Source organism: Buchnera aphidicola (Mindarus japonicus), assembly GCF_039393905.1.
In the GTDB taxonomy this organism is placed as follows: Bacteria; Pseudomonadota; Gammaproteobacteria; order Enterobacterales; family Enterobacteriaceae; genus Buchnera_A; species Buchnera_A aphidicola_B.
Genome location: NZ_CP135030.1, coordinates 217329 through 240972, shown reverse-complemented (window position 1 = coordinate 240972; position 23644 = coordinate 217329). Strand labels below are relative to the sequence as shown.

Sequence of the window (23644 nt, the reverse complement as noted above, 5' to 3'; positions counted from 1 at the left end):
TTATTTTAGATGAAAAATGAAATAATATTTTTTATTTTTTTTTTATTAACTTTAATTTCAGGAATTTTTTGGTTATTAAAAAAATATTTTTCTAAAAAAAAAATGTTTAATTATACTTTTTTTTATAAAAAAAACTATTTTTTTAAATTTATAATTAGTAATATTAAACTATTAACAGAAAAATCAATATTAATAACGTTTTTTATGATTTCTTCTATTTTTTTTATTAGATCTTTTTTTTTTGAACCTTTTCAAATTCCATCAAGTTCTATGGTTCCAACATTATTTCCAGGAGACTTTATTATTGTTAAAAAATTTGAATATGGAATAAAAATTCCATTTTTAAATCATATTTCTATAAAAAATAATTCCCCAAAAAGAGGAGAAATTATAGTTTTTAAATATCCTAAAGACCCTAAATTAAATTTCATAAAAAGAATTATTGGTTTACCTGGGGAAAATATATTTTATGATGTTTTTGAAAAAAAAATAATAATTCAAGAAAAAGATAAAAAAAATATTCATAGTTATTCAAAAAAAATTAAAAATGAATGTTTTTTTCTAAATGAAATTTTTAAATCCATCAATAAAAAAAATATTTATTTATCTTTTGATACTTATGAAGAAACTTTAGAAAAAGTAACTCATAAAATATGTTTATTAAATCAAGAAAATCAAAGAATAAAGAAAAATTTTAATCGATTGAATAACATGATATTTAAATGGAAGATACCTAATAATTCTTATTTTGTTTTAGGAGATAATAGAGATAATAGTTTAGATAGTAGATTTTGGGGATTTGTTCCAAAAAAAAATATTTTAGGAAAAGCAACAATAATTTGGATGAGTTTTAAAAAAAAGGAAAATGAATGGCCAACTGGTATTCAAATTAATAGAATAGGAAAAATTTATTAAAAAAAAAATATTAAATACTGTTATTGTTTATTTCTGTTATATATGTCATTCAATTACCAAAAATTTGGAATTGCTATAAAATGACAAATTTTATAATAAATAAACTGCAAAAAATATTAGGTTATAAATTTAAAAACAAAGAACTATTGATTCAAGCATTAACTCACCGCAGTGCTAGTAGTCAACATAATGAACGATTAGAATTCTTAGGAGATTCTATTTTAAGCTTCATTATTGCAAATGCTTTATATAAATATTTTCCTCATATTAATGAAGGAGATATGAGTAGAATAAGAGCTTCTCTAGTTTGTGGTCATACGTTAGCTACCATTGCTTATGAATTTGATTTAGGAGAATATTTACAATTAGGACAAGGAGAACTTAAAAGTGGAGGATTCAGAAGAGAATCTATTTTAGCTAATACTATTGAAGCCTTGATAGGAGCTATTTTTTTAGATAGCAATATTTATAAAATAGAAGTATTAATTCTTAATTGGTATAAAAATAGATTAAAAAAAATAAATCCTATTAACACAAAAAAAGATCCTAAAACAAGATTACAAGAATATTTACAAGCTAAGCATTTACCTTTACCTTCTTATTTAATTGTTAAAGTATACGGAGAAGCTCATAATCAACTTTTTACAATTCATTGTGAAATTTCAGGAATTAATGAAAATTTAATTGGAGTGGGTTCAAGTCGAAGAAAAGCAGAACAAAATGCTGCTCACCATGCTTTAATAAAATTAGGATTAACGTGAAAAATAAAAAAACTTATTTTGGTACATTAATAATTATTGGAAAATCTAATACTGGGAAATCTACATTATTAAATAAATTAATGAATAAAAATATTTCTATGACATCATTTAGAAAAAATAGCACTGAAATTTGTATAACAGGAATAAAAACAGAACGGAAATATCAATTTGTTTATTTAGATACCCCTGGCATGATAGATAATCCAAAAAAAAGAGAAATTATTAAACGAATTATAAAAAAAGAAAAAAAATGTATATATATATTATATATGACTAAATATTTATATTGGGATAGTAATGATAATTTTTTTTTAAAAGATATTAAAAAATATAATATTCCTATAATTTTATTAATTAATCAAATTGACAAAATTAAAAAAAAAGAGAATCTTTTGCCTTATATAAAGAATATAAAAAATAAATTTAATTTTTCAGAAATTCTTCCTATTTCAGCTAAAACTGGAGAGAATATAAATATTCTACTTTCATTTATTAAAAAAAAATTATTTTTGTCATCACATTTATATCCTGAAAAGTATATTACTCATTCTTCTACTTTTTTTATGATAACGGAAATAATACGAGAACAGATACTTTTTTTTTTAAAAAAAGAATTACCTTATAATATAAAAATAACTGTTAAATCATTTAAAATTATTAATAATAATTATTATATTAATTCTTTTATAAAAACGAATCACGAAAAACATAAAAAAATTTTTATTGGAAAAAAAGGAGAGATGATAAAAAAAATAAGTATATCTTCTAGAAAAAAAATAGAATTAAACTTTAGAAAAAAAATTCATCTTTTTCTTAAAATTATATAAAAAAAATATTTTTTAGAAATATTTTTTTAATTTTAAAAAATATTAAAAAAATAAAGGTTGTTATTCGATATGTGTATTTTTGGAATAGGAATAGATTTAATAAAAATTAAAAGAATTAAAAATATAGTATTTCGTTTAGGAAATAAACTTCCTCTTAGAATTTTATCTAACGAAGAATGGAAAAATTTCTTAGTTCATAGTAATAAAGTACGTTTTTTAGCTAAATGTTTTGTAATAAAAGAAGCTGCTTCAAAAGCATTAGGAATTGGAATTCAAAAAAAAGTATCTTTTAAAAATTTTCAAATAGAAAACGATTTTTTGGGAAAACCAAAATTAAATCTTTTTAAAGAAGCTAAAAAAATAGCTACTTTTTTTGATATTAAATCAATTCACGTAAGTTTTACTGATGAAAAAAATTATGCTTCAGCAGTTGTAATAATGGAAAAATAGATTTTTTATTTTTTCCTTTTTTTATGAAAAAAATTTTTTAGAATAGTTGCACATTTATTTTGTAAATTTATATTTTTAATTTGAACAAATTTTTTTTTGTAATAATTAATATATTTAAGATTAATTAATTTTTTACTTTTTGCTCCGAAAACTAAACGTTCAACTCTACTATGTATAATGGCTCCTAAACACATTATACATGGTTCTAAAGTAACATACAAAGTAGTATTCAATAATCTATAATTTTTTATTTTTTTAGAACCTAACCTTAAAGCAATAATCTCTGCATGAGCGGTTGGATCATTTTTTTTTATAGAAGAATTATATCCTTTCCCAATTATCTTATTATCTAATACTAATATTGCTCCAACAGGAATTTCTTCTTTTTTTTTACTTAAATTAGCTAATTTTAAACTATATTTAATCCAATATTCATCTGTTTTTTTTTTATTCAATTTTTTTTCTTTTTAAGAAATATATCAATTGTAATTATTTGATGTTTTTTTTAATTATTTTTAATTGTTCTAATTTCCAACTTTTTTTCTTTTCTATGTTTCTCTTGTCATATTGTTTTTTTCCCTTAGAAAGACCAATTTTTATTTTACACCAATTTTTTTTCCAAAATATGGATAATGGTACTATAGTATACGTTTTTTTTTTAACTTCATTAAATAAAAAATTTATTTCTTTTTTTGTTAATAACAATTTTCTTTCTCTTAAAGGATTTATCTTTTCATAATTATTTTTTATTTGTGTAAATTCAATTTTTACTGAGTTTAAATACGCTTCTTGAGAACGTAAAAGAATGTATCCATTACTAATGTCTATTTTTTTTTTTCTAATTGATTTTACCTCCCATCCTTGCAATACAATTCCGGCTATAAAAATATTTATGATAGAAAAATTATAATACGCTTTATTATTAATAATAACATTATCACTTTTTTTTGACATATAAGAGATTCCAGTTAAAATTGATTAATTATAAATAAATTTTATTTTTTTATAAAATATTGATGAAAAAAATAAATGTTATTTTAGTACATGCATTTCCAGAAATACAATATATTTTAAAAATTAAAGTTTTAAAAAATTCAACTGTTAAAGATGTAATCTTAAAATCTAAAATTTTAAAATTATCTTATGATATCGATTTATCTAAAAATAAAATTGGAATTTATGGAAATATTGTTTCTTTATACGACTATGTTAATGAAGGAGATAGAATTGAGATTTATAGAAATCTTTTTTTTACTCCTCAAGAATTAAGAATAAGAAATTTAAAAAAAAAAGTGTAAAAACTCTTTACAGAGGGAATAGTTTTTCTATAACCTCTGTTATAATGATAGTGATTAACTATATTTGTATTTTTTATTTAGAAACAATAACCATAGCAGGACGTAATAATCGATTATTTAAAATATATCCTTTTTGCATAACCAAAATTACATAATTTGATTCAATATCGCTTGATTTTTGAACAGATATAGCTTGATGAATTTTAGGATCAAACAGAATGTTTTTTTCTTTAATTACTTTTACATTAAAAAAACTAAACATATTCAAAATTAAATTTATTAATTTTTTTAACTTTTTAGATATTAAGATGACAGATTCTTCTTTAGAATTAACGATTGATTCTAATGCTCTTTCTATATTATCTAATATTGGAAGTAATTCGCTTATAAACTTTTCTAAATAAAATTTATGGTTTTTTTCTATTTCTTTTTTAAACAAGTATTTAGTTTTATTTAATTGTGTTTCTAAATAAGTTTTATTTTTAATTAAATCATCTTCAGAATCTAAGATTTTCTTTTTTAACTTGCTTATTTCTGGATCATCAATTTCTTTTAAAAAATTTATTTTTTTTTCTTTTTCTATCTTACATTCAGTATTTTCAATTTTTTTTTCTTTTTCTATTTTACATTCAGTATTTTCAATTTTTTTTTCTTTTTCTATTTTACATTCAGTATTTTCAATTTTTTTTTCTTTTTCTATTTTACATTCAGTATTTTCAATTTTTTTTTCTTTTTGAATCATGATTGTTCTTTCCTACATTTAAATTTATTTAATAAATAACTATTAAAATTATCTAGTTATTATATATCAATTTTTAATTGATTTTTTAATAAAAAAGAATAAATTTTTATTTAAAAAAAATTTTAATAATTATTTTTTTAATAGAAAATTATAATTCTGATAAAGGAGGTATATAGGAAATAGACATGTCCCATGGTTGTTCTATCCAAGTATCTTGAGGAACATCTATTACATATTCATCTACAAATAATTTTCCTATAGGTTTTGCAAAAATAGTTACAAAATATGCTTTCGGATACATATTACGAATAACTTTTGCTGTACCTCCTGTATCAACTAAATCATCAATAACAATAACTTCTTCTCCTTTCCCTTTAGCTAATTTTAGTATTCTTATATCTCGTAAATGATTACAATCATAACTAGAAATGCATAAGGTATCAACTAATCTTATTCCTAATTCTCTTGCAATAATTGCTGAAGGTATTAAACCACCTCTACTAACAGCTATAATACCTTTCCAATTATTTTTTTTTTTTAATAATTTCTTAGCTAATCTTCTAGCATAAATTTGCAATTTGTCCCAAGTAACAATATATTTCTTACCCATAAAAATTCCGAAATTGTTAAATTATTATTTAATAATATTTTGGGAATGAAATTACTAATATTAATTAATAAATATTTAGGAAATACAAAATTTTTCTATAGAAAAATAATTAATATTAGTCTCGTATAAAAATTTATTTTTTAAAAATATAGATAATATATATAAAATATTATTCATATAAATTAAGATTTAAAATCTTTCATTTCTTTTTCAATTAATAATATAATAATATGAATTATTTTTATATGCATTTCTTGTATTCTATCAGAATATTTAAAATGAGGAATAGTTATTTCTATGTCTGCTAATCCTGATATTTTACCTCCATTTTTTCCTGTAAGAACAATTATTTTCATATTTTTCTTTTTAGCTGTTTTTATTGCTTTTAAAATATTTAAAGAATTACCAGATGTTGTTATTGCAAATAATACATCTTCTTTATTTCCTACAGCTTCTATATATCTTGAAAATACATTTTCATATCCTAAATCATTACCTACACAAGAAAGATAGCTGCTATCTGATATTGCTATAGCTGAATATCCGGGTCTAATTTTCCTATAGCATCCTGTTAATTCTTCTGCAAAATGCATAGCATCGCAATTAGATCCTCCGTTTCCACATGAAAGAACTTTTTTTTTTTTTTAAAAGCATTAGCAATTAATATTGCGGATTTTTGTAAGAAATCTATTTGAATATCATTTTTTAAAAAAAATTTTAGTATATTTAAAGCAGAGCGCAATTCATCGCGAATAATTTCTTTGTACATAAACTATATCCTTTATCTTTACCATTAAATATATACATTTCTAAATGTACATTAATATTGTATATATTTTTATTCATATACAAATATTTATTAAAAATAATACTTTAAGAAATTTATTAAAAATGTTAACGATTCATTATTACTGAAAGTAATTTTTTATTAATTAAAAAGATCAAAAGATTTTTTTAAAAGGATTTTATACGCAGAATTATTAAAGAAGAAAAAATGAATATGAAAATAATATATTTTCGGTGCGGACGGGACTCGAACCCGTGACCTCCGGCGTGACAGGCCGATATTCTAACCAACTGAACTACCGCACCAAGTAAAATCTTTTCAAAACATATTATGATACTTTTTAAAAAACTAGTCAACTAAATTATTACTTTTTAAATAAATCAATCCATAAACATTTTCCAGATTCTTTTTTCATTTCTTTTAAATAAGAATTGTGATGAATAATTTCTTTTTTAGAGGCAGGAAAATAATAAAAAGAGTTATTTTTTAAAAAATTATTTTTTTTTATAACCTTTTTTTTTTATAGTTATTTTCTGTTAAATCAAAATTAATTTTTTCTTGATTACTTGTCATTAACAAATACACTTTTGCTAATAACTTAGCATCTAGTATTGCACTATGTAATTTTCTGCTATCATTAGTTATTTTATATCGAGAACAAAGGGCATCTAAAGAATTTTTCTTACCAGGAAATAATTTTCTTGATATAGATAAAGTATCTATTAAACTTAAAAAATCTTTTCCTATTTCAACTTTTATATTTAAAAAATTAAATTCGTGTTGTATAAAACTAAAATCAAAATCAGCATTATGTATTATTAAATCTGAATTTTTTATATATGTTAAAAACGAAGATGAAATATCTTTAAAATAAGGTTTGTTTTCTAAAAAAGAATCAGATATTCCATGAATTTTAAAAGCTTCTGAATCGACTTTTCGATTAGGATTAAGATAAGTATGAAAATTATTTCCTGTTAATTTTCGATTTATTAATTCCACTGCTCCAATTTCAATAATCTTATGATTATTACAAATAGAACCTTTTCTATTCATTCCGGTAGTTTCTGTGTCTAAAACTATTTGACGTATCATATATTTAAGTAAAAAATAAGTTATTATTAATTTTTGGAGATTATATATCAAAATGAAAAAATTAGTTAAAATATTTACTGATGGTTCTTGTTTAGGAAATCCCGGACCAGGCGGATGTTCAGCTATTATTAAATATAAGAATAATAAAAAAATATTATCTTTAGGTTATTCTTTAACTACTAATAATAGGATGGAGTTAATGGCTACAATTATAGCTATAGAATGTTTAAACAAAAAAAGTAATGTCTTACTAACTACTGATAGTAAATATGTTAAAAATGGAATTACCAAATGGATCTTAAATTGGAAAGTAAATAATTGGAAAACAAAAAAAAATAAAATAGTAAAAAATATAGATTTATGGAAACGTTTATATTCTTTATTAAAAAAACATAATATTTCTTGGAAATGGACAAAATCACATGTTGGTGATAAAAATAACGAAAAATGTGATAAACTAGCAAAAATAGCAGCTAAATCTGCAAAATTAGAAGATTTAGGATATTGTAAATGATTTATCTTATTTTTTCTCAAATAATGAAATAGGTTTTTAACTATGATTGAAATAAAAAAAATAAAAGTATTAAAAGATAATTATATTTGGATAATAGTAAATAACAAAAGATTAGCAATCATAATTGATCCTGGTGAATCTAAATTATTAATTTCTTACTTAAAAAAAAAATATTTTCCAATAGCAATATTTTTAACTCATTATCATTTAGATCATACTAAAGGTACATCATATCTATATAAAAAATTTCCAAAATTAAAAGTTTACGGTCCAAAAGAAATTGAAAACTTCAAATTTATAACTTTTGTTAATGAAAATAAAGAAATTAATTTATTTAATAAAAAATGGAGAATTATATCAACTCCAGGCCATACTTTGGGTCATATAAGTTATTATTCTTATCCGTTTTTATTTTGTGGAGATGTTCTGTTTTCTGGTGGGTGTGGAAGGGTTTTTGATAACAATTACCATTTATTATTTAATTCTATTAAAAAAATCTTTTCTTTACCAGATGAAACTTTAATCTATTCTTCTCATGAATATACAATTCAAAATTTAATGTTTTCCTTATCTTTGTTAAAGAATGATAAGAATATTGTTAGTTATTACAAAAAAATTAATAGTTGTTACAACAACGAATTTTGTAGTCTACCTACAACACTAGGATTTGAAAAAAAAATAAATATATTTTTAAGAACTCAAGAAGATTTAGTCAAAAAATCTGTAAATTTATCTAAATTTTCTAGTTCTATTGAATGTTTTACTAAACTTAGAATTTTAAAAGATTTTTATTAAACTGGAGCTAAGCGGGATCGAACCGCTGACCTCCTGCGTGCAAGGCAGGCGCTCTACCAGCTGAGCTATAGCCCCCCATTTAAATAATAATGGTAGGCCTGAGCGGATTTGAACCACCGACCTCACCCTTATCAGGGGTGCGCTCTAACCAACTGAGCTACAAGCCTGTTTACTTGTTTTTAACATCAGAAAATTTGTGTGGGCACATTCAAAATTAATCATATTTTTTTAAGGAGGTGATCCAACCGCAGGTTCCCCTACGGTTACCTTGTTACGACTTCACCCCAGTCATGAATCACAAAGTGGTAAGCGCTCTCCTACTTAAAGGTTAAGTTACTTGCTTCTTTTGCAACCCACTCCCATGGTGTGACGGGCGGTGTGTACAAGGCCCGGGAACGTATTCACCGTGGCATTCTGATCCACGATTACTAGCGATTCCTACTTCGTGGAGTCGAGTTGCAGACTCCAGTCCGGACTACGATTTACTTTATGAGGTTTGCTTGTCTTTGCAGAGTTGCTTCTCTTTGTATAAACCATTGTAGCACGTGTGTAGCCCTGGTCGTAAGGGCCATGATGACTTGACGTCGTCCCCACCTTCCTCCGGTTTATAACCGGCAGTCTCCTCTGAGTTCCCAGCATAACCTGATGGCAACAGAGAATAAGGGTTGCGCTCGTTGCGGGACTTAACCCAACATTTCACAACACGAGCTGACGACAGCCATGCAGCACCTGTCTCATAGCTCCCGAAGGCACTTTCTTATTTCTAAAAAATTCTATGGATGTCAAGACCAGGTAAGGTTTTTCGCGTTGCATCGAATTAAACCACATGCTCCACCGCTTGTGCGGGCCCCCGTCAATTCATTTGAGTTTTAGCCTTGCGGCCGTACTCCCCAGGCGGTCGACTTAATGCGTTAGCTTCGGAAGTCATTTCTCAAGGAAACAGCCTCCAAGTCGACATCGTTTACGGCATGGACTACCAGGGTATCTAATCCTGTTTGCTCCCCACGCTTTCGCACCTCAGCGTCAGTATTCGTTTAGGAGGCCGCTTTCGCCACGGGTATTCCTCCAGATATCTACGCATTTCACCGCTACACCTAGAATTCTACCTCCCTCTACGATACTCTAGTCTTTTAGTTTCAAATGCAGTTCCTAAGTTAAGCTTAGGGATTTCACATCTGACTTAAAAAACAGCCTACGTGCTCTTTACGCCCAGTAATTCTGATTAACGCTAGCACCCTCCGTATTACCGCGGCTGCTGGCACGGAGTTAGCCGGTGCTTCTTTTTCGGATAACGTCAGTAAATAAAATTATTAGTTTTATTTTTTTCTTTTCCGACGAAAGTACTTTACAACCCTAAGGCCTTCTTCATACACGCGGCATAGCTGCATCAGGCTTTCGCCCATTGTGCAAGATTCCCCACTGCTGCCTCCCGTAGGAGTCTGGACCGTATCTCAGTTCCAGTGTGGCTGTTTGTCCTCTCAGACCAGCTAGAGATCGTGGCCATGGTAAGCTTTTACCTTACCATCTAGCTAATCTCGTCTGGGCTCATCTAAAAGTGAAAGGTCTAATAAAAGATCCCCCCCTTTGGTTTTTCAACATTATGCGGTATTAGCTACCGTTTCCAGTAGTTATCCCCCTCTTTTAGGCAGATTCCCAGATATTACTCACCCGTTTGCCGCTCGCCGACAAAGAAATAAATTTCTTTTCGCTGCCGCTCGACTTGCATGTGTTAAGCTTGCCGCCAGCGTTCAATCTGAGCCATGATCAAACTCTTCAATTTAACAAAATTTTTTTTGCTCGAAAGAGCAATATTCTTTTAAAATAATTTGTAATTAAATTTGATGTACCCACACAGATTTTCTGATATTTTTAAAGAGCTTTTTTACTAACTTGAATAATACTATAATTAAATGTTTATTTTGTCAATAAATTTATTATATTATTTTAAATATTTTTTTATTTATAAAATATAAAAATTACATATTTTTTTTTAAAATTTTTTTTAGTCTTTTAAAAAAATATAAAAAAATTTAAAAATTATTATTTTAATAAGAAATATGTTATATAGTAATATTTTATATAAAAGGAAAATTATAATAAATGAGTCTGTATTTAAAAATTTCAAAAATAATAAAAAAAGCATTAATTGATTCTTCTGCCCCTTTAGATTGTAATCCTGGAATAAAAAAAAGTTCTTCACATCAAACTAGTGATTATCAAGTAAATGGAATAATTAGCATTGCAAAAAAAATGAACATAGATCCCCATATCTTTTCAAAAAAAGTAATTAAAAATATTAAAAAAAAAGATTTTTATGAAAAAATTAATATTATTGAATCAGGATTGATAACTATTAATTTAAATAAACATTGGCTGGAAAAAGAAATTGAAGTAATGTTTTCATGTTCTAGATTAAATATTTATAAAACTACAAAACCAAAAACTATAGTAATCGATTATTCCTCTCCAAATATAGCTAAAGAAATGCATGTAGGACATTTAAGATCAACTATTATTGGAGATGTATTAGCTAGAGTATTAGAATTTTTAGGACATAAAGTTATTCGAGCGAATCATATTGGAGATTGGGGGGTTCAATTCGGTTTACTTATTGCATATTTAATAGAAAAAAAAATTAATAATGAAAAAAAAATCAGCTTAAATATTTTAGATTTAATTTATCAAAAAGCTAAGAAAAAATATGAAGAAAACAAAAATTTTTCCAAAAAAGTAAAAAATTACACTTTTTTATTACAAAAAAAAGATTCTTTTTGTATGAAAATCTGGAAAAATATAGTAAATATTACAATAAAATATAATCAAAAAATATATAAAAAACTAAATGTTTCATTACATCAAAAAGATATTAAAGGGGAAAGTGAATACAGCGATATGTTAGATCCAATTGTTAAAGATCTAATACAAAAAAAAATAGCTATTAAAAATAATGGTTTATCTTTAATCTATTTAAAAGAATTTAAAAATAGAAATGGAGAAACTATGGGGGTTGTTATAAAGAAACAAGATGGATCTTTTTTATATTCTACCATTGATATTGCTTGTTTAAAATATAGATGTCAAGTTTTAAAAGCAGATAGAGTAGTTTATTACACTGATAGCAGACAAGAACAACATTTAAAACAAATTACTATTATTGCAAAAAAAGCTGGTTACATACCAAAAAACGTATTAGTAGAACATCATATATTTGGTATGGTATTATCTAAAAATAAACAACCTTTTAAAACAAGAACTGGAAATAATATTAAGTTATTAACTCTTTTAGATAAAGCTGTAAAAAAATCTATAAAAATAATAAAAGAAAAGAATTCAAATATGTCTCAAACTGAACTAGAAACTTACGCCCCTATAATTGGAATAGGTGCTCTTAAATATTTTGATTTATCAAAAAATAGAAGTAATAATTATGTATTTGATTGGGATCAAATGCTATCTTTTGAAGGAAATACAGCACCTTATATTCAATATGCTTATACCAGAATTATTTCTATAATAGAAAAATCTAAACTTGATAATTCAAATATTTTAGGAGAAATTTATTTAAAAAAAGAAATTGAAAAAAAACTAGTTATTAAACTACTTGAATTTGAAGAAACCATTATTAATGTTTCTAAATATGGAAAACCTCATGTTATGTGTTTGTATTTATATGAACTATCCTCTATTTTTTCTTCTTTTTATGAAACTTGTACTATTCTTTTTTCAAAGAAAAGAAAAATATTTATTAGTAGAATAAAAATATCTTTATTAACTGCCAAAGTAATAAAAAAAGGACTAAATTTATTAGGTATAAAAACTATTAAAAAAATGTAAATTTTTTTTAATTTATAAAAAACATATCTTTATTCATATTGAATAAAACTTATTGTAGTTATTTTAACGACATCTTTGATTTCCGCATTAGATAATACTATTAATTCGGAACAATGTTTTCGTAAAATAATAGATAAAAATCTTCTTAAAAAATCATGAACTACAAGAACCGAATAATCACTAATTTCTTTTTGTTTTTTAATTGATTTTTTTGTAGCATGTATTAATTTTAAAAGAAAAATAGGTTCAATATCATTTTTCTTTTTGCTTTGGAACAAATCTAATAATTTCCTTTCTATTTCATAATCTAATTTTATTATTTTTGCATTATTTAAATCAGAAAAAATTTCTTGTACTATACTATTTCTTAAAGAAATTCTAACTTCTCTTGTTAAATCATTTATATTTTTATAAATATTTGAGCATTCTATAATTGTTTCCAAAATTGTTCTCATATCTTTAATAAAAACATTTTCTGATAATAAATTTTTTAAAATAGTATGTAATTTTATAAATGATATGCTATCAGGTATTAAGTTTTCTATTAATTTAGGAACTTCTTGTCCTACTCGATTTAATAAATTTTGCGTTTCTTGAAATCCTAATAAATTACTTAAATTTTTAGCAATTAAAACACTTAAATGAGTGGCTATAATAGAACTAGAATCAACTACAGAATAACCATATGCTTTAGCTGTATTTAATATATCTTTATCAATCCAGATAGCAGAAAAACCAAAAGCTGGTTCTACCGTACTATCTCCCTTTATTTTAAGAATATTTTTCTTAGCATCGATAGCTAAATATTTTTTTGGAAAAACAGTCCATTCATCAATTTTAATACCCTTAATAAAGATTTTATAAGAATTAGAAGATAAAGTTATATTTTGTTTTATATGCACGTGTGAAGGTAAAAAACCAAATTTCTTAGCAGATATTTTTCTAACCTCAGTAATTTTATTTAATAAATTTTCTTTTTTTTCGGAGTCAAGTAAAGGTAATAAACTATCTCCTATTTCTATACTGATTACATCTTCTATATACACATCGTTCCAGGAAGCTTCTATTATTTTTTCATTTTTAATTTTCACTTTAGATAAATTTTTACTTTTTTTTATTTTATAAAAAAGATATTTTGAAAAAAATAAAAAAAACATAGTAAATATTAAAAAAATTAAATTAGGCATTCCAGGTATTAGTCCTAGTATTCCTAATACAAATCCACTAAGTAAAAATACTTTTGGATCAGAAAACAATTGATTAACTATCTGTTCTCCAACATTTTGAGAAGTATTAACTTTAGTTACAATAACTCCAGATGCTATTGATAGAACTAAGGCAGGCACTTGCGCTACTAAACCATCTCCTATTGTTAATAATGTATATGTTTGTATAGCGGTTTTAAAGTGCATGCTATGTTGAATAATACCTATTATCAATCCTCCTAAAATATTTATTATCATAATAAGCACACCCGCAATTGCATCTCCTCTAACAAATTTACTAGCTCCGTCCATAGAACCATAGAAATCAGCTTCTCTAATCACTTCCAATCTACGTTTTCTAGCTACTTTTTCCTTAATTAATCCAGCATTAAGATCAGCATCAATTGCCATTTGTTTTCCTGGCATACCATCTAACATAAATCTAGCACTAACTTCTGCAATTCTTCCAGCTCCTTTTGTTATTACTATAAAATTAATAATAATGAAAATAGAAAAAATAATAATTCCAATTGTAAAATTACTACCCACTAAAAAATGTCCAAACGCTTCAATAACACGACCTGCTGAAAAAATACCATTATGTCCTTTTAATAAAATGATTCTGGTAGAAGCAATGTTTAATGCTAATCTCAACAAAGTTGAAAATAATAATATTATCGGAAAAGCTGAAAATTCTAGAGTTTCCTTAACAAGCATTGCTACTAGTAAAATTGTTATGGATATAGCTATATTAAATGTAAAAAAAATATCTAAAAAAAACGCAGATAAAGGTAAAATCATCATTGATAGTATCATCAATACTAAAATTGGTCCGATAAAAGATATCCATTCTGTTTCCTTTAAAATTTTTTTGATATTTTCAATCGAAATAAAATTTTTTATCATTTTTAATTTCCTTAATATAAGTATTAATTAGAAATAAATATATTTTTAGGCTTTTTAGGAAATACACCTCCTGTTCTTTTCCATCTTTTCATCTTATTAATCCATAATATAGCATCGTATATTAAATTATATAATTTTTCAGGAATTTCATTTCCTATGGAAGCATTTTTATAAAAAAAAATAGCTAAAGAAGAATTATATAATATTGGAATATTATTTTCCTTAGCTAATTGAATAATTAAAAACGAAATTTTATCTTTTCCTTTTGCTAATAACGTTGGATTTTTTTTACTAATTGAATCAATATGCAATACTACTGAATAAAAAATATTATCTACAATAATTAAGTCTGCTCTTTTTGTATCAAAAATTTCTTTTTTACCTAACATTTTTTTCATTTCATGACGAATTTTATTTTTAATAACAACGTTTCCTTCTATTTCTTTTATTTCTTGTTTTATTTCTTGAGGAGACATTTTCATACTTTTATAAAAATGAAAATTTTTAGAAAAAATGTCAAAAAAAACAGTTGGTAAAAAAACGATTATTAATAATAAATAACACTCATAAATAATGTTTATTCCGAATAAAAAAGCTTGATTAAAAGGGTATTTCATTAAGATAAATAATTTGTTTGATATATAAACTATATAACATTCAGAAAAAAAAGAAATAATAAATATTTTTATTATTATTTTAAAAAACTCAGCAATTGATTGGAAAGAAAAAATTTGTTTTATACCATTTAATATGTTTATTTTTTGTATATTTTTTTTAAAAAAATTAGTTGTAAATCCTATACTTCCAAATAAAAATGAAAAAAATATTATTTTTAATACAACTATAGCCATAAACAAGAAAAAAAATATTGATATGTTTAAAATGGATGAAATAAAAATTTTTTTTATTTTTGGAAAATTATGCACTATAGATTGATCAAACATTAAATTATTAATTAATATATTTTTAAATTGAAAAAAAATGTTAAGTTTAAAAAACCAAATCATTAAAAAAATAGAAAATAAAATTATTAAAGAATTTAATTCCTTAGAACATTGTTTTATATTCCCGTACTTTTTTTCTTTTTTAATCCGATGAAGAGTTGGATTCTCAGTTTTTTCATTATTATCTAATTCATCATTCATTTTTTATCCTCAAAAAAATTAAGAATATTTATAATTAATTATTTTTTTAAAATAATTTAAATAAAATTTATTTCTTATTTTTCCTTTAATAAAAAAATATATTTTTAGTTTATAAATAAAATATTATATTCTATACATATAAAATATAAAAATGATAATTTTAAACTAAAAAGAAAAATTGAATTATGCGAACTACAAAATATATTTTATCTACTATGAGAGAAAAACCAAGTGAATCTGATACAATTAGCCATCAACTAATGTTGAAATCTGGTATGATTCGAAAGATCTCCTCGGGAATATATACATGGCTTCCAATAGGTTTACGGGTAGTACAAAGAATAGAAAAAATTATAAGAGAAGAAATGCTTAAAATTGATGGAATAGAATTTAGTATGCCAATACTACAACCTGTAGAATTATGGAATAATAGTGGAAGATATAATCAATATGGAAAAGAACTTTTAAAAACTATTGATAGAAATAAAAATACTTTTATTTTAGGTCCTACTCATGAAGAGTTAATTACAGAAATAGTCAAAAAAGAAATACATTCTTATAAACAATTACCCATTACCTTATTTCAAATTCAAACAAAGTTTAGAGATGAAATACGTCCTCGCTCTGGAGTAGTTCGATCAAGAGAATTTATAATGAAAGATGCTTATTCATTTCACACAACTTCTTCCTCATTAGAAAAAACTTACAATATTTTATATAAAACTTACATTTCTATTTTTAAACGAATAGGATTAAAGGTTGTTATTGTGGAAGCAGATTGTGAATCTATGGGAGGAACTTTGTCTCATGAATTTCAAGTTTTATCAAAATCAGGAGAAGACACTTTAGCAATTTCCAATAAATCAAATTATAAAAGTAATATTAAAACTGTAAAAAAAGTTTTTTCTATAACAAAACAATTAGATAAACATGAAAATATTAAACAAAAAATACCGCATTCAACTAAAAAATTTTCTTTGTTAAAAAAAAATAAAAATGTTAATTTAGATAAAGTTAAATTAGCAAAGTTAATTTTATTAAAAGCTAAAAAAAATAATTTGTTTAAAATAGTTTGCTTTGTAATAGAAAACAACAACGAAATTGATATTTCTAAAGCTAAAATAACAAATTTATTAACTGACCCCATCATATTTTTAAATCAAAAAGAAATATTTGAAATATTAGGAAAAGATTTAGACTTTAAAGAAATAAACAATTCTTTATTAATTAAATTAATTATTGACGATTCATTTATTTCTGAAAAATATCTTTTAACTCAATTAAATAATAAAAATAAATTTTTTACTCTAATAAATTTAAAAAAAGATCTAATTAAACCTGTATTTATAAATATTAAAAATGTTAATCAAATTAAATATTTAAAAGAAAAAAAAGAATTTAAGTTACACAAAAGTATAGAAATCGCTCATATATTTAAATTAGAAAAAAAATATTCTCGTATTATTAAGGCTAAAGTAAAGAAAAAAAATGGTTCCTCTACTTTTTTAAAAATGGGATGTTACGGAATTGGAGTTAGTAGAATAATTGCAGCTTTTATTGAACAAAATTATGATGATAAGGGTATGATTTGGAACAAAAATATAGCCCCCTTTCAAATAGCAATTATACCTATAAACTTAAAAAAATCTTCTGAAGTTCAAAAAATAACATCTTTTATTTATAAAAAATTTAAATCAGAAAATATAAACGTACTTTTAGATGATAGAAAAGAACAAGTTGGAGTAATGTTTAAAGACATGGAACTAATAGGAATTCCTTATTTTATCGTAATTAGTACACGGTACTTAAAAAATAAAAGCATTGAATATAGAAACAGATTAACTAATACTACTCGTATTATTGCTATAAATGAAATTTTTAATTTTGTTAAAAACAAATTATTGTAAAAAATACATATTTATAAATTCAATATTAAATATAAAAAATATTATTTTTATGTTTAATATTGTACATATAAAAAATATTCTAATAACAAATTAGTATTTTTTCTAAATTACTTTCTAACTTTAATTGAACCTTTTTTTCTCCTAGTATTTCTTTTAGTTCATCAAGTAAATCATCAGAAACTGAAATATAACATTTTGTATCAAAATAAAGATTTTTTTTAAAATCTCGACTTATATAATGCATGTATACTGGAACTTTTCCATTAGAATGCTTTTTAAAAATTTCTTTTAATGAATTAAGAAATAATGTATCATCGTTATCTTCATTTAATTTAAAAATTAGTTTAGATACATATTTTTTTCTAAAAAAATTTATATTACTAATATGATTAGCGATTAATATTTTTTCTTTATTAAAATAACTAAATTTTAATTCACCTTCTATTATTAATATTTCATTTTTTTTTAATAAAAATTCAAAGATAGTCAATGTTTTCTCAAAAATAATTACCTCTAAACGACCTAAATTATTATCTATTACAATGGAAGCAAACCTCTTTTTATTTTTCGAAAATAAAATTTTTATTGAAATAACTATTCCTTTTACTGTTATTTTTTCTTTTATTCTTTTATATTTTTTATTAGATATTTTGTTTTCGTTTCGTATATAAAAATTAATTTCTTCTTCATATTGAACAATTGGATGACCAGTTAAATAAAATCCCAAAACTTCTTTTTCCCAATTTAATTTCGTTACTTCTGAAAAATTATTTTTAAAATTTAAAGATAATGGTGCCACTTTTTCTAATTCTGTTAATAACGGACCAAATATATTTTCTTGATATTCGCTTTTGCTTTTTAAATATTGTTTAGCTGATTTTATAACTTCAGGAACTGAACAAATTAATTCATATCTACTTTTTTGAAAACAATCAAAAGCACCTGACATAATCAATTTTTCTATTATTCGACGGGAAAGTTTTGAAAGAGTTACTCTTATGCAAATATTTAATAAACTCAAAAAATTTCCATTTTTTTTTCTTTCTTTAATAATCTCATTAATAGAACTTTTCCCAATTCCTTTTATAGCTCCTAATCCATATTCTATACTATAGTTAGAATTAACATGAAACTCATATTTACTTATATTAATATTCGGCGCATTAATAATTAATTTTAATCTTATACATTCATAAAATAAAATTACAATTTTTTCTGTATTGTCCATATCTACTGTCATTGCAGCCGCCATAAATTGGGCGGGATAATGTGATTTTAACCATAATGTTTGATATGAAACTAAAGCATAAGCTACAGAATGAGATTTATTAAATCCATACCCTGAAAATTTTTCAACCAAATCAAATATTTTCATTGATAATTTTGAATTTATAGATTTTTTTTTAGCTCCTTGTTTAAACAAAATTCTTTGTTGATTCATTTCTACTGGATTTTTTTTAGCCATAGCTCTTCGTAATATATCAGCACTAGATAAAGTATATCCTGCAAATACTTGTGCAATACTTATTACCTGTTCCTGATATAAAATTATTCCATAAGTAGAAAGTAAAACAGGCTTTAGCAATTTATGCTGCCATTTTTTATCGGGATATGCGATTACTTCTTTCCCATGTTTTCGATTAATGAAATTATCCACCATTCCAGATTGTAATGGTCCTGGACGGAATAAGGCAACTAAAGCTATCAAATCCTCAAATGAATCAGGATGCATTCTTCTAATTAAATCTTTCATTCCAGGAGACTCTAACTGGAAAATAGCTGTAGTTTCCGAATTTTGCAATAGTTTAAAACTCTTGAAATCATTGAGAGGAATAGATAAAATTTCTATTAATTTTTTTCCTTTTTTGGAACGTTGACCATTAATCATATTTAAAGCTAAACTAATCGTTGTTAATGTTTTTAACCCTAAAAAATCAAATTTTACTAATCCAATTTCTTCAATATCATTTTTATCAAACTGAGTTAATAAATTTTTAGAATTAATATCTCTACATAAAGGAGAAAAATCAGTAATTTTAGTAGGTGCAATAACTACTCCTCCGGCATGCTTACCTACATTTCGCACAACACCTTCAAGATGTTTTGCCATATCAATTAATATTTTTACATCTTTTTTATGATTATATAAATCTAATAATTCTGTTTGTTTAGATAAAGCAACATCTAATGTAATACCAGGATCTAAAGGAACTAGTTTAGAAATTGCATTAATGAATCCGTATGGATAACCTAATACCCTACCAACATCCCTAATAACAGCTCTAGCTGTCATAGTTCCGAATGTAATAATTTGTGAAACAGCAGATTTTCCATATTTTTCTGCAACATGCTCAATTACTTTATCTCGTTTGTACATGCAAAAATCTATATCAAAATCAGGCATAGATATTCGTTCTAAATTAAGAAAACGTTCAAATAGAAGATTAAACTGTAATGGGTCTATTTCCGTAATGTTTAAAACATATGCAACAAGAGATCCAGCTCCTGAACCTCTTCCAGGACCGACAGGAATTCTATTGTTTTTTGCCCACTGAATAAATTCCATAACTATTAAAAAATAACCTGGAAATCCCATTTTATTAATTACTTTTAATTCTTTAAACAAACGAATTTTATACTCTTTTGGTATAATATTTTTAGAAATTTTTCCTTCTAAAAATAATTTTTCAAATCTTTTTTTTAATCCTATTTTAGCTATTTTTATTAAATAATCTTCAGTATTTATATTTCCAGTAAAAAATTTAGGTAAAAAATACTTACCAAAGATAATTTTTATATTACATCTTTTTGCAATTTCTACGCTATTTTTTAAAGCTATAGGTAAATCAGAAAATATTTTCTCCATTTCTTCCGAAGAGCGCATAAATTGATTATCAGTAATATTATTTATTTTTTTAATACTATTTAATGTTAATCCTTTATTAATAGCAACTTTAATTTGATGAATATCAAAATCTTTTTTTTTAATAAAAAAAACTGGATTTGTAGCAACTATTGGAAGATTATTTTTAATCGATATTTCCACAGCTTTATCAATGTAATAATTTTCATACTTTAAATTTATTCTTGTTAACTCTAAATAATAAGAATTAGGAAAAAATGTTTTATAAAAAATCAAACAATCTTTTATCTTTTTTTCTTTTTTTTTTAGTATAAGTTGTCCTATATCTCCTAAACATCCTCCTGATAATACTATTAAACCTTTATTATATTTACATAACCAATCTGTGTTAATAATAGGTCCTGTTTCTGAAAAAGTTTTATTTTGATGAGCTTTAGAAGCTAAAGTTATCAAATTTTTATATCCTGTTTCATTTTTAGCTAATACAGTGATACTACAAACTTCATCCTCTACAAATTTAGAAAAAAAATTAAAATCAACACCAATAATAGGTTTAATTCCCTTTTTATAAGCTGATTTATAAAACTTTATAGTTCCGTATAAATTCGAAAAATCAGTTAAACCTAATGCTGGCATATTTAGTTTTAATGCTGAATTTATTAAATTTTCTGGTTTTGCTAACCCATTTATCATAGAATAATCGCTATGGGAACGAAGATGAATAAATTTTGGTTCTTTCATATCTCTATTATGCCTAAATTCTTTTTAATTAAAAATTAATCCATAGTTAATTTTTTTAATAAAATATTTTTTATATTATTAGATAATATTAAAGTAGTTTTAAAAAACTAAATTTTAAAAAATAATTTAAAGAAATATAATAGTTTTTATTAACTAATAAAATCTTTATTTATTTTCATACAAGAAAAATATGCTATACATACAATTTTATTATTTACTTTAGCAATTCCTTTTAATTTTGTAAGATTTTTTTTTTTTTTTATAAATATGTTTATAACAACTTTTTGTGTAGGAAAAACAAATGATTTTAAATAACATTTTTCTATACTAGATAAACAATAAAAATCTTTTGGAAATATTTTTTCTTGACTTTTTAACAATAAAAAACAACTAGATTGTGCCATCATCTCCATAATATATACACCTGGAAGAATAGGAAATCCAGGAAAATGACCTTTTAAAAAAAAATCATTCTTTTTAATTAATTTACTAGTCTTTACATATTTATTTTTTACTAATTCTAAAATTTTATCTACTAATAAAAAAGGATGCCTATGAGGTAATACTGTTATTATTTCATTTTTATTAAAAATAACATTAATAGTTGACAATTTAATTCTTCCTGTTATTAAAAAAAAATTACTTATATGATCCTAAGTATTTTTTTTTATATAAATATCTTTATTTTCCGAAATTTCTTTTTCTTTTTTTAAATTGGTTAATAGCTGCTATAAATGAATTATTATCGAAGTCAGGCCAAAATATATTAGTAAAATATAACTCTGAATAAGCAATTTCCCAAAGCAAAAAGTTACTAATTCGAATATTTCCTCCAGTTCTAATTAACAAATCTACTGGAGGTAAAAATCTTGTAGATAATACAGAAGAAAAAGTATCTTCTTTTATATCACTCATTTTTAATTTTCCTGATAAAATTTCATTTATAATATTTTTTATTCCATATAAAATATCCTGTCTACCTCCATAATTAATAGCTATATTAAGCTTTAATCCTTTATTTTTACTAGTTAATAATTCAGAAATTTTTATTTGTTTTTGTAAAGTACAATGTAGTTTTCTTTTATTTCCTAAAATTTTTAACTTAACATTATATTTATTTAAATTAAAAATATCTTTTTTTAAAATATATTCAAATAAAAACATTAGATTTTCAACTTCTATTGAAGAACGTCTCCAATTTTCGCTGCTAAATGCATATAAAGTCAAAACTTTAATATTATTAAATAAAGCAAATTGAAGAGAACGATAAACAGCTTTTATTCCTTCTTTATGACCAAAAATTTTAGGTTGACCTCTTTTCTTTGCCCATCTACCATTTCCATCCATAATAATAGCGATATGAGAAGGAAAATTTCTTTTTTTTATATTCATAATATGTAATAAAACTACTTAATAGTTGTTACAAACTATATTTTTTATTTAATTTCTACATTTTATTAAAAATTTTTTATTTATAAAAAATTTAATTTTAGTTAAGGGATATAAAATCTACAACTAAAATTTCATTAATTCTAATTCTTTATTTTTTAAAATAGTATCTATTTTTTTTATAAAAAAATTTGTTTTTGTTTGCAATTCACTTTGAAACAAATAATCTTTATCTTTAGTAATGACTTTTTCATTTAATAATTTTTTTATTTTATCTTTTGCATCTCTTCGAATATTTCTAATGCTAATTCGAACTTTTTCACCATCACTTTTTATAATTTTAACTAATTCTTTTCTTCTATCTTCAGTTAAAAAAGGAATTTTTACTAAAATGGTGTTTCCTTTAGAAATAGGATTTAGTCCCAAATTAGAGCTAATAATCTTTTTTTCTATTAATTTTTGAATGCTATTTTCAAAAGGAGTTACTTTTAATGTTTGAGAATTTTCTAATGTAATATTAGCCACTTTTTTTAGTTCTGTTTTATTTCCATAATATTCAATAAAAATTCCATTTAATATGTCGGATGATGCTCTACCTGTTCTTATTTTACTTAAATTTTTTTTGAAGTTTATAATACATTCTTCCATTTTTTTATTAACATATTTTTGAATATTTTCAATCATAACTTTTCCTTATATATTTCTTATATATAATATTTTTTAAAAAATATTTTTTTATAAAAAAAATTATTTATATAAACTTTATTTAAAATATAAATAACTAAATTTAAAACCATTAAAGAACTTTTGTTTATAGCTCTTTAATAGTTCCTTTTAATTTCTAAAAAATTTTATTATTTTAA

At 23.4% G+C, this 23644-nt stretch carries 20 protein-coding genes, 3 tRNA genes, 1 rRNA gene and 1 pseudogene; 9 read left to right on the top strand and 16 right to left on the bottom strand.

What is annotated here, in order from left to right; all coding sequences use genetic code 11:
• Positions 1–9 precede the first annotated feature (9 nt).
• The 4 genes from lepB (at position 10) to acpS (ending at position 2953) form a co-directional block, all read left to right on the top strand.
• A complete protein-coding gene (lepB, locus tag RJT65_RS01120) occupies positions 10–915 on the top strand; it encodes a signal peptidase I (protein ID WP_343153114.1) in 906 nt (301 codons plus the stop codon).
• An 80-nt stretch (positions 916–995) separates the two neighbouring features.
• Positions 996–1676, top strand: coding sequence for a ribonuclease III (gene rnc / locus RJT65_RS01115; protein ID WP_343153113.1), 681 nt, complete (start codon positions 996–998; stop codon positions 1674–1676).
• Positions 1673–2503: a GTPase Era gene (gene era / locus RJT65_RS01110; protein WP_343153111.1), complete on the top strand. Its 831-nt coding sequence runs from the start codon at positions 1673–1675 to the stop codon at positions 2501–2503. Before rnc ends, era begins: the two co-directional genes overlap by 4 nt.
• A gap of 69 nt (positions 2504–2572) precedes the next feature.
• Positions 2573–2953, top strand: coding sequence for a holo-ACP synthase (acpS, locus tag RJT65_RS01105; RefSeq protein ID WP_343153110.1), 381 nt, complete (start codon positions 2573–2575; stop codon positions 2951–2953).
• Between the two features lie 5 nt (positions 2954–2958).
• Here acpS and tadA read toward each other — a convergent pair whose 3' ends face one another.
• A complete protein-coding gene (gene tadA, locus RJT65_RS01100; RefSeq protein ID WP_343153109.1) occupies positions 2959–3408 on the bottom strand; it encodes a tRNA adenosine(34) deaminase TadA in 450 nt (149 codons plus the stop codon).
• 34 nt (positions 3409–3442) lie between these two features.
• Positions 3443–3907, bottom strand: a complete 465-nt coding sequence (smpB, locus tag RJT65_RS01095; RefSeq protein WP_343153106.1) for an SsrA-binding protein SmpB — start codon at positions 3905–3907, stop codon at positions 3443–3445.
• A 62-nt stretch (positions 3908–3969) separates the two neighbouring features.
• Between smpB and RJT65_RS01090 the strand changes: the two genes are divergently transcribed.
• Positions 3970–4251, top strand: a complete 282-nt coding sequence (locus RJT65_RS01090; protein ID WP_343153104.1) for an RnfH family protein — start codon at positions 3970–3972, stop codon at positions 4249–4251.
• A 73-nt stretch (positions 4252–4324) separates the two neighbouring features.
• On the opposite strand, the gene grpE is transcribed toward RJT65_RS01090, so the two are convergent.
• The 5 genes and pseudogenes from grpE to dnaQ all read right to left on the bottom strand — a co-directional run bounded on the left by grpE (position 4325) and on the right by dnaQ (position 7482).
• A complete protein-coding gene (gene grpE, locus RJT65_RS01085) occupies positions 4325–4993 on the bottom strand; it encodes a nucleotide exchange factor GrpE (RefSeq protein WP_343153102.1) in 669 nt (222 codons plus the stop codon).
• Between the two features lie 148 nt (positions 4994–5141).
• Positions 5142–5603, bottom strand: a complete 462-nt coding sequence (gpt, locus tag RJT65_RS01080; protein WP_343153100.1) for a xanthine phosphoribosyltransferase — start codon at positions 5601–5603, stop codon at positions 5142–5144.
• A 182-nt stretch (positions 5604–5785) separates the two neighbouring features.
• Positions 5786–6372 (bottom strand): annotated as a pseudogene (gene lpcA, locus RJT65_RS01075) (D-sedoheptulose 7-phosphate isomerase).
• A 249-nt stretch (positions 6373–6621) separates the two neighbouring features.
• Positions 6622–6695: transfer RNA gene (locus RJT65_RS01070), tRNA-Asp, on the bottom strand.
• A 199-nt stretch (positions 6696–6894) separates the two neighbouring features.
• Positions 6895–7482, bottom strand: coding sequence for a DNA polymerase III subunit epsilon (gene dnaQ, locus RJT65_RS01065; RefSeq protein WP_343153099.1), 588 nt, complete (start codon positions 7480–7482; stop codon positions 6895–6897).
• Positions 7483–7534: 52 nt separating this feature from the next.
• Here dnaQ and rnhA point away from each other — a divergent pair, with 52 nt between their 5' ends.
• Together rnhA and gloB are read left to right on the top strand one after the other, a co-directional pair.
• Positions 7535–7996 carry a ribonuclease HI gene (gene rnhA / locus RJT65_RS01060; protein WP_343153097.1) on the top strand — a complete coding sequence of 154 codons (462 nt, stop codon included), beginning with the start codon at positions 7535–7537 and terminating at the stop codon, positions 7994–7996.
• A gap of 42 nt (positions 7997–8038) precedes the next feature.
• Positions 8039–8791, top strand: a complete 753-nt coding sequence (gene gloB / locus RJT65_RS01055) for a hydroxyacylglutathione hydrolase (protein WP_343153096.1) — start codon at positions 8039–8041, stop codon at positions 8789–8791.
• A 2-nt stretch (positions 8792–8793) separates the two neighbouring features.
• Here gloB and RJT65_RS01050 read toward each other — a convergent pair.
• From RJT65_RS01050 to RJT65_RS01040, 3 genes are all read right to left on the bottom strand, one after another.
• Positions 8794–8866 (bottom strand) — tRNA-Ala (locus RJT65_RS01050).
• Positions 8867–8881: 15 nt separating this feature from the next.
• A tRNA-Ile gene (locus tag RJT65_RS01045) sits at positions 8882–8958 on the bottom strand.
• Positions 8959–9020: 62 nt separating this feature from the next.
• Positions 9021–10571: ribosomal RNA gene (locus RJT65_RS01040) — 16S ribosomal RNA — on the bottom strand.
• Positions 10572–10891: 320 nt separating this feature from the next.
• Between RJT65_RS01040 and argS the strand changes: the two genes are divergently transcribed.
• Complete coding sequence (gene argS, locus RJT65_RS01035) at positions 10892–12625, top strand: arginine--tRNA ligase (protein ID WP_343153094.1); 1734 nt, start codon at positions 10892–10894, stop codon at positions 12623–12625.
• A 29-nt stretch (positions 12626–12654) separates the two neighbouring features.
• On the opposite strand, the gene flhA is transcribed toward argS, so the two are convergent.
• Positions 12655–14733 (bottom strand): flagellar biosynthesis protein FlhA, encoded by a 2079-nt coding sequence (flhA, locus tag RJT65_RS01030; RefSeq protein WP_428994325.1) that lies wholly within the window; start codon positions 14731–14733, stop codon positions 12655–12657.
• Between the two features lie 26 nt (positions 14734–14759).
• Positions 14760–15881: an EscU/YscU/HrcU family type III secretion system export apparatus switch protein gene (locus tag RJT65_RS01025; protein ID WP_343153090.1), complete on the bottom strand. Its 1122-nt coding sequence runs from the start codon at positions 15879–15881 to the stop codon at positions 14760–14762.
• 185 nt (positions 15882–16066) lie between these two features.
• On the opposite strand from RJT65_RS01025, the gene RJT65_RS01020 reads away from it, so the two are divergent.
• A complete protein-coding gene (locus RJT65_RS01020) occupies positions 16067–17788 on the top strand; it encodes a proline--tRNA ligase (RefSeq protein WP_343153088.1) in 1722 nt (573 codons plus the stop codon).
• A gap of 79 nt (positions 17789–17867) precedes the next feature.
• On the opposite strand, the gene dnaE is transcribed toward RJT65_RS01020, so the two are convergent.
• The 4 genes from dnaE to frr all read right to left on the bottom strand — a co-directional run bounded on the left by dnaE (position 17868) and on the right by frr (position 23465).
• Positions 17868–21392, bottom strand: a complete 3525-nt coding sequence (dnaE, locus tag RJT65_RS01015; protein ID WP_343153086.1) for a DNA polymerase III subunit alpha — start codon at positions 21390–21392, stop codon at positions 17868–17870.
• 149 nt (positions 21393–21541) lie between these two features.
• Positions 21542–22003, bottom strand: a complete 462-nt coding sequence (gene fabZ / locus RJT65_RS01010) for a 3-hydroxyacyl-ACP dehydratase FabZ (RefSeq protein ID WP_343153084.1) — start codon at positions 22001–22003, stop codon at positions 21542–21544.
• A 70-nt stretch (positions 22004–22073) separates the two neighbouring features.
• Positions 22074–22784, bottom strand: coding sequence for a polyprenyl diphosphate synthase (gene uppS, locus RJT65_RS01005; RefSeq protein ID WP_343153082.1), 711 nt, complete (start codon positions 22782–22784; stop codon positions 22074–22076).
• 123 nt (positions 22785–22907) lie between these two features.
• A complete protein-coding gene (gene frr, locus RJT65_RS01000; protein WP_343153080.1) occupies positions 22908–23465 on the bottom strand; it encodes a ribosome recycling factor in 558 nt (185 codons plus the stop codon).
• Positions 23466–23644 lie beyond the last annotated feature (179 nt).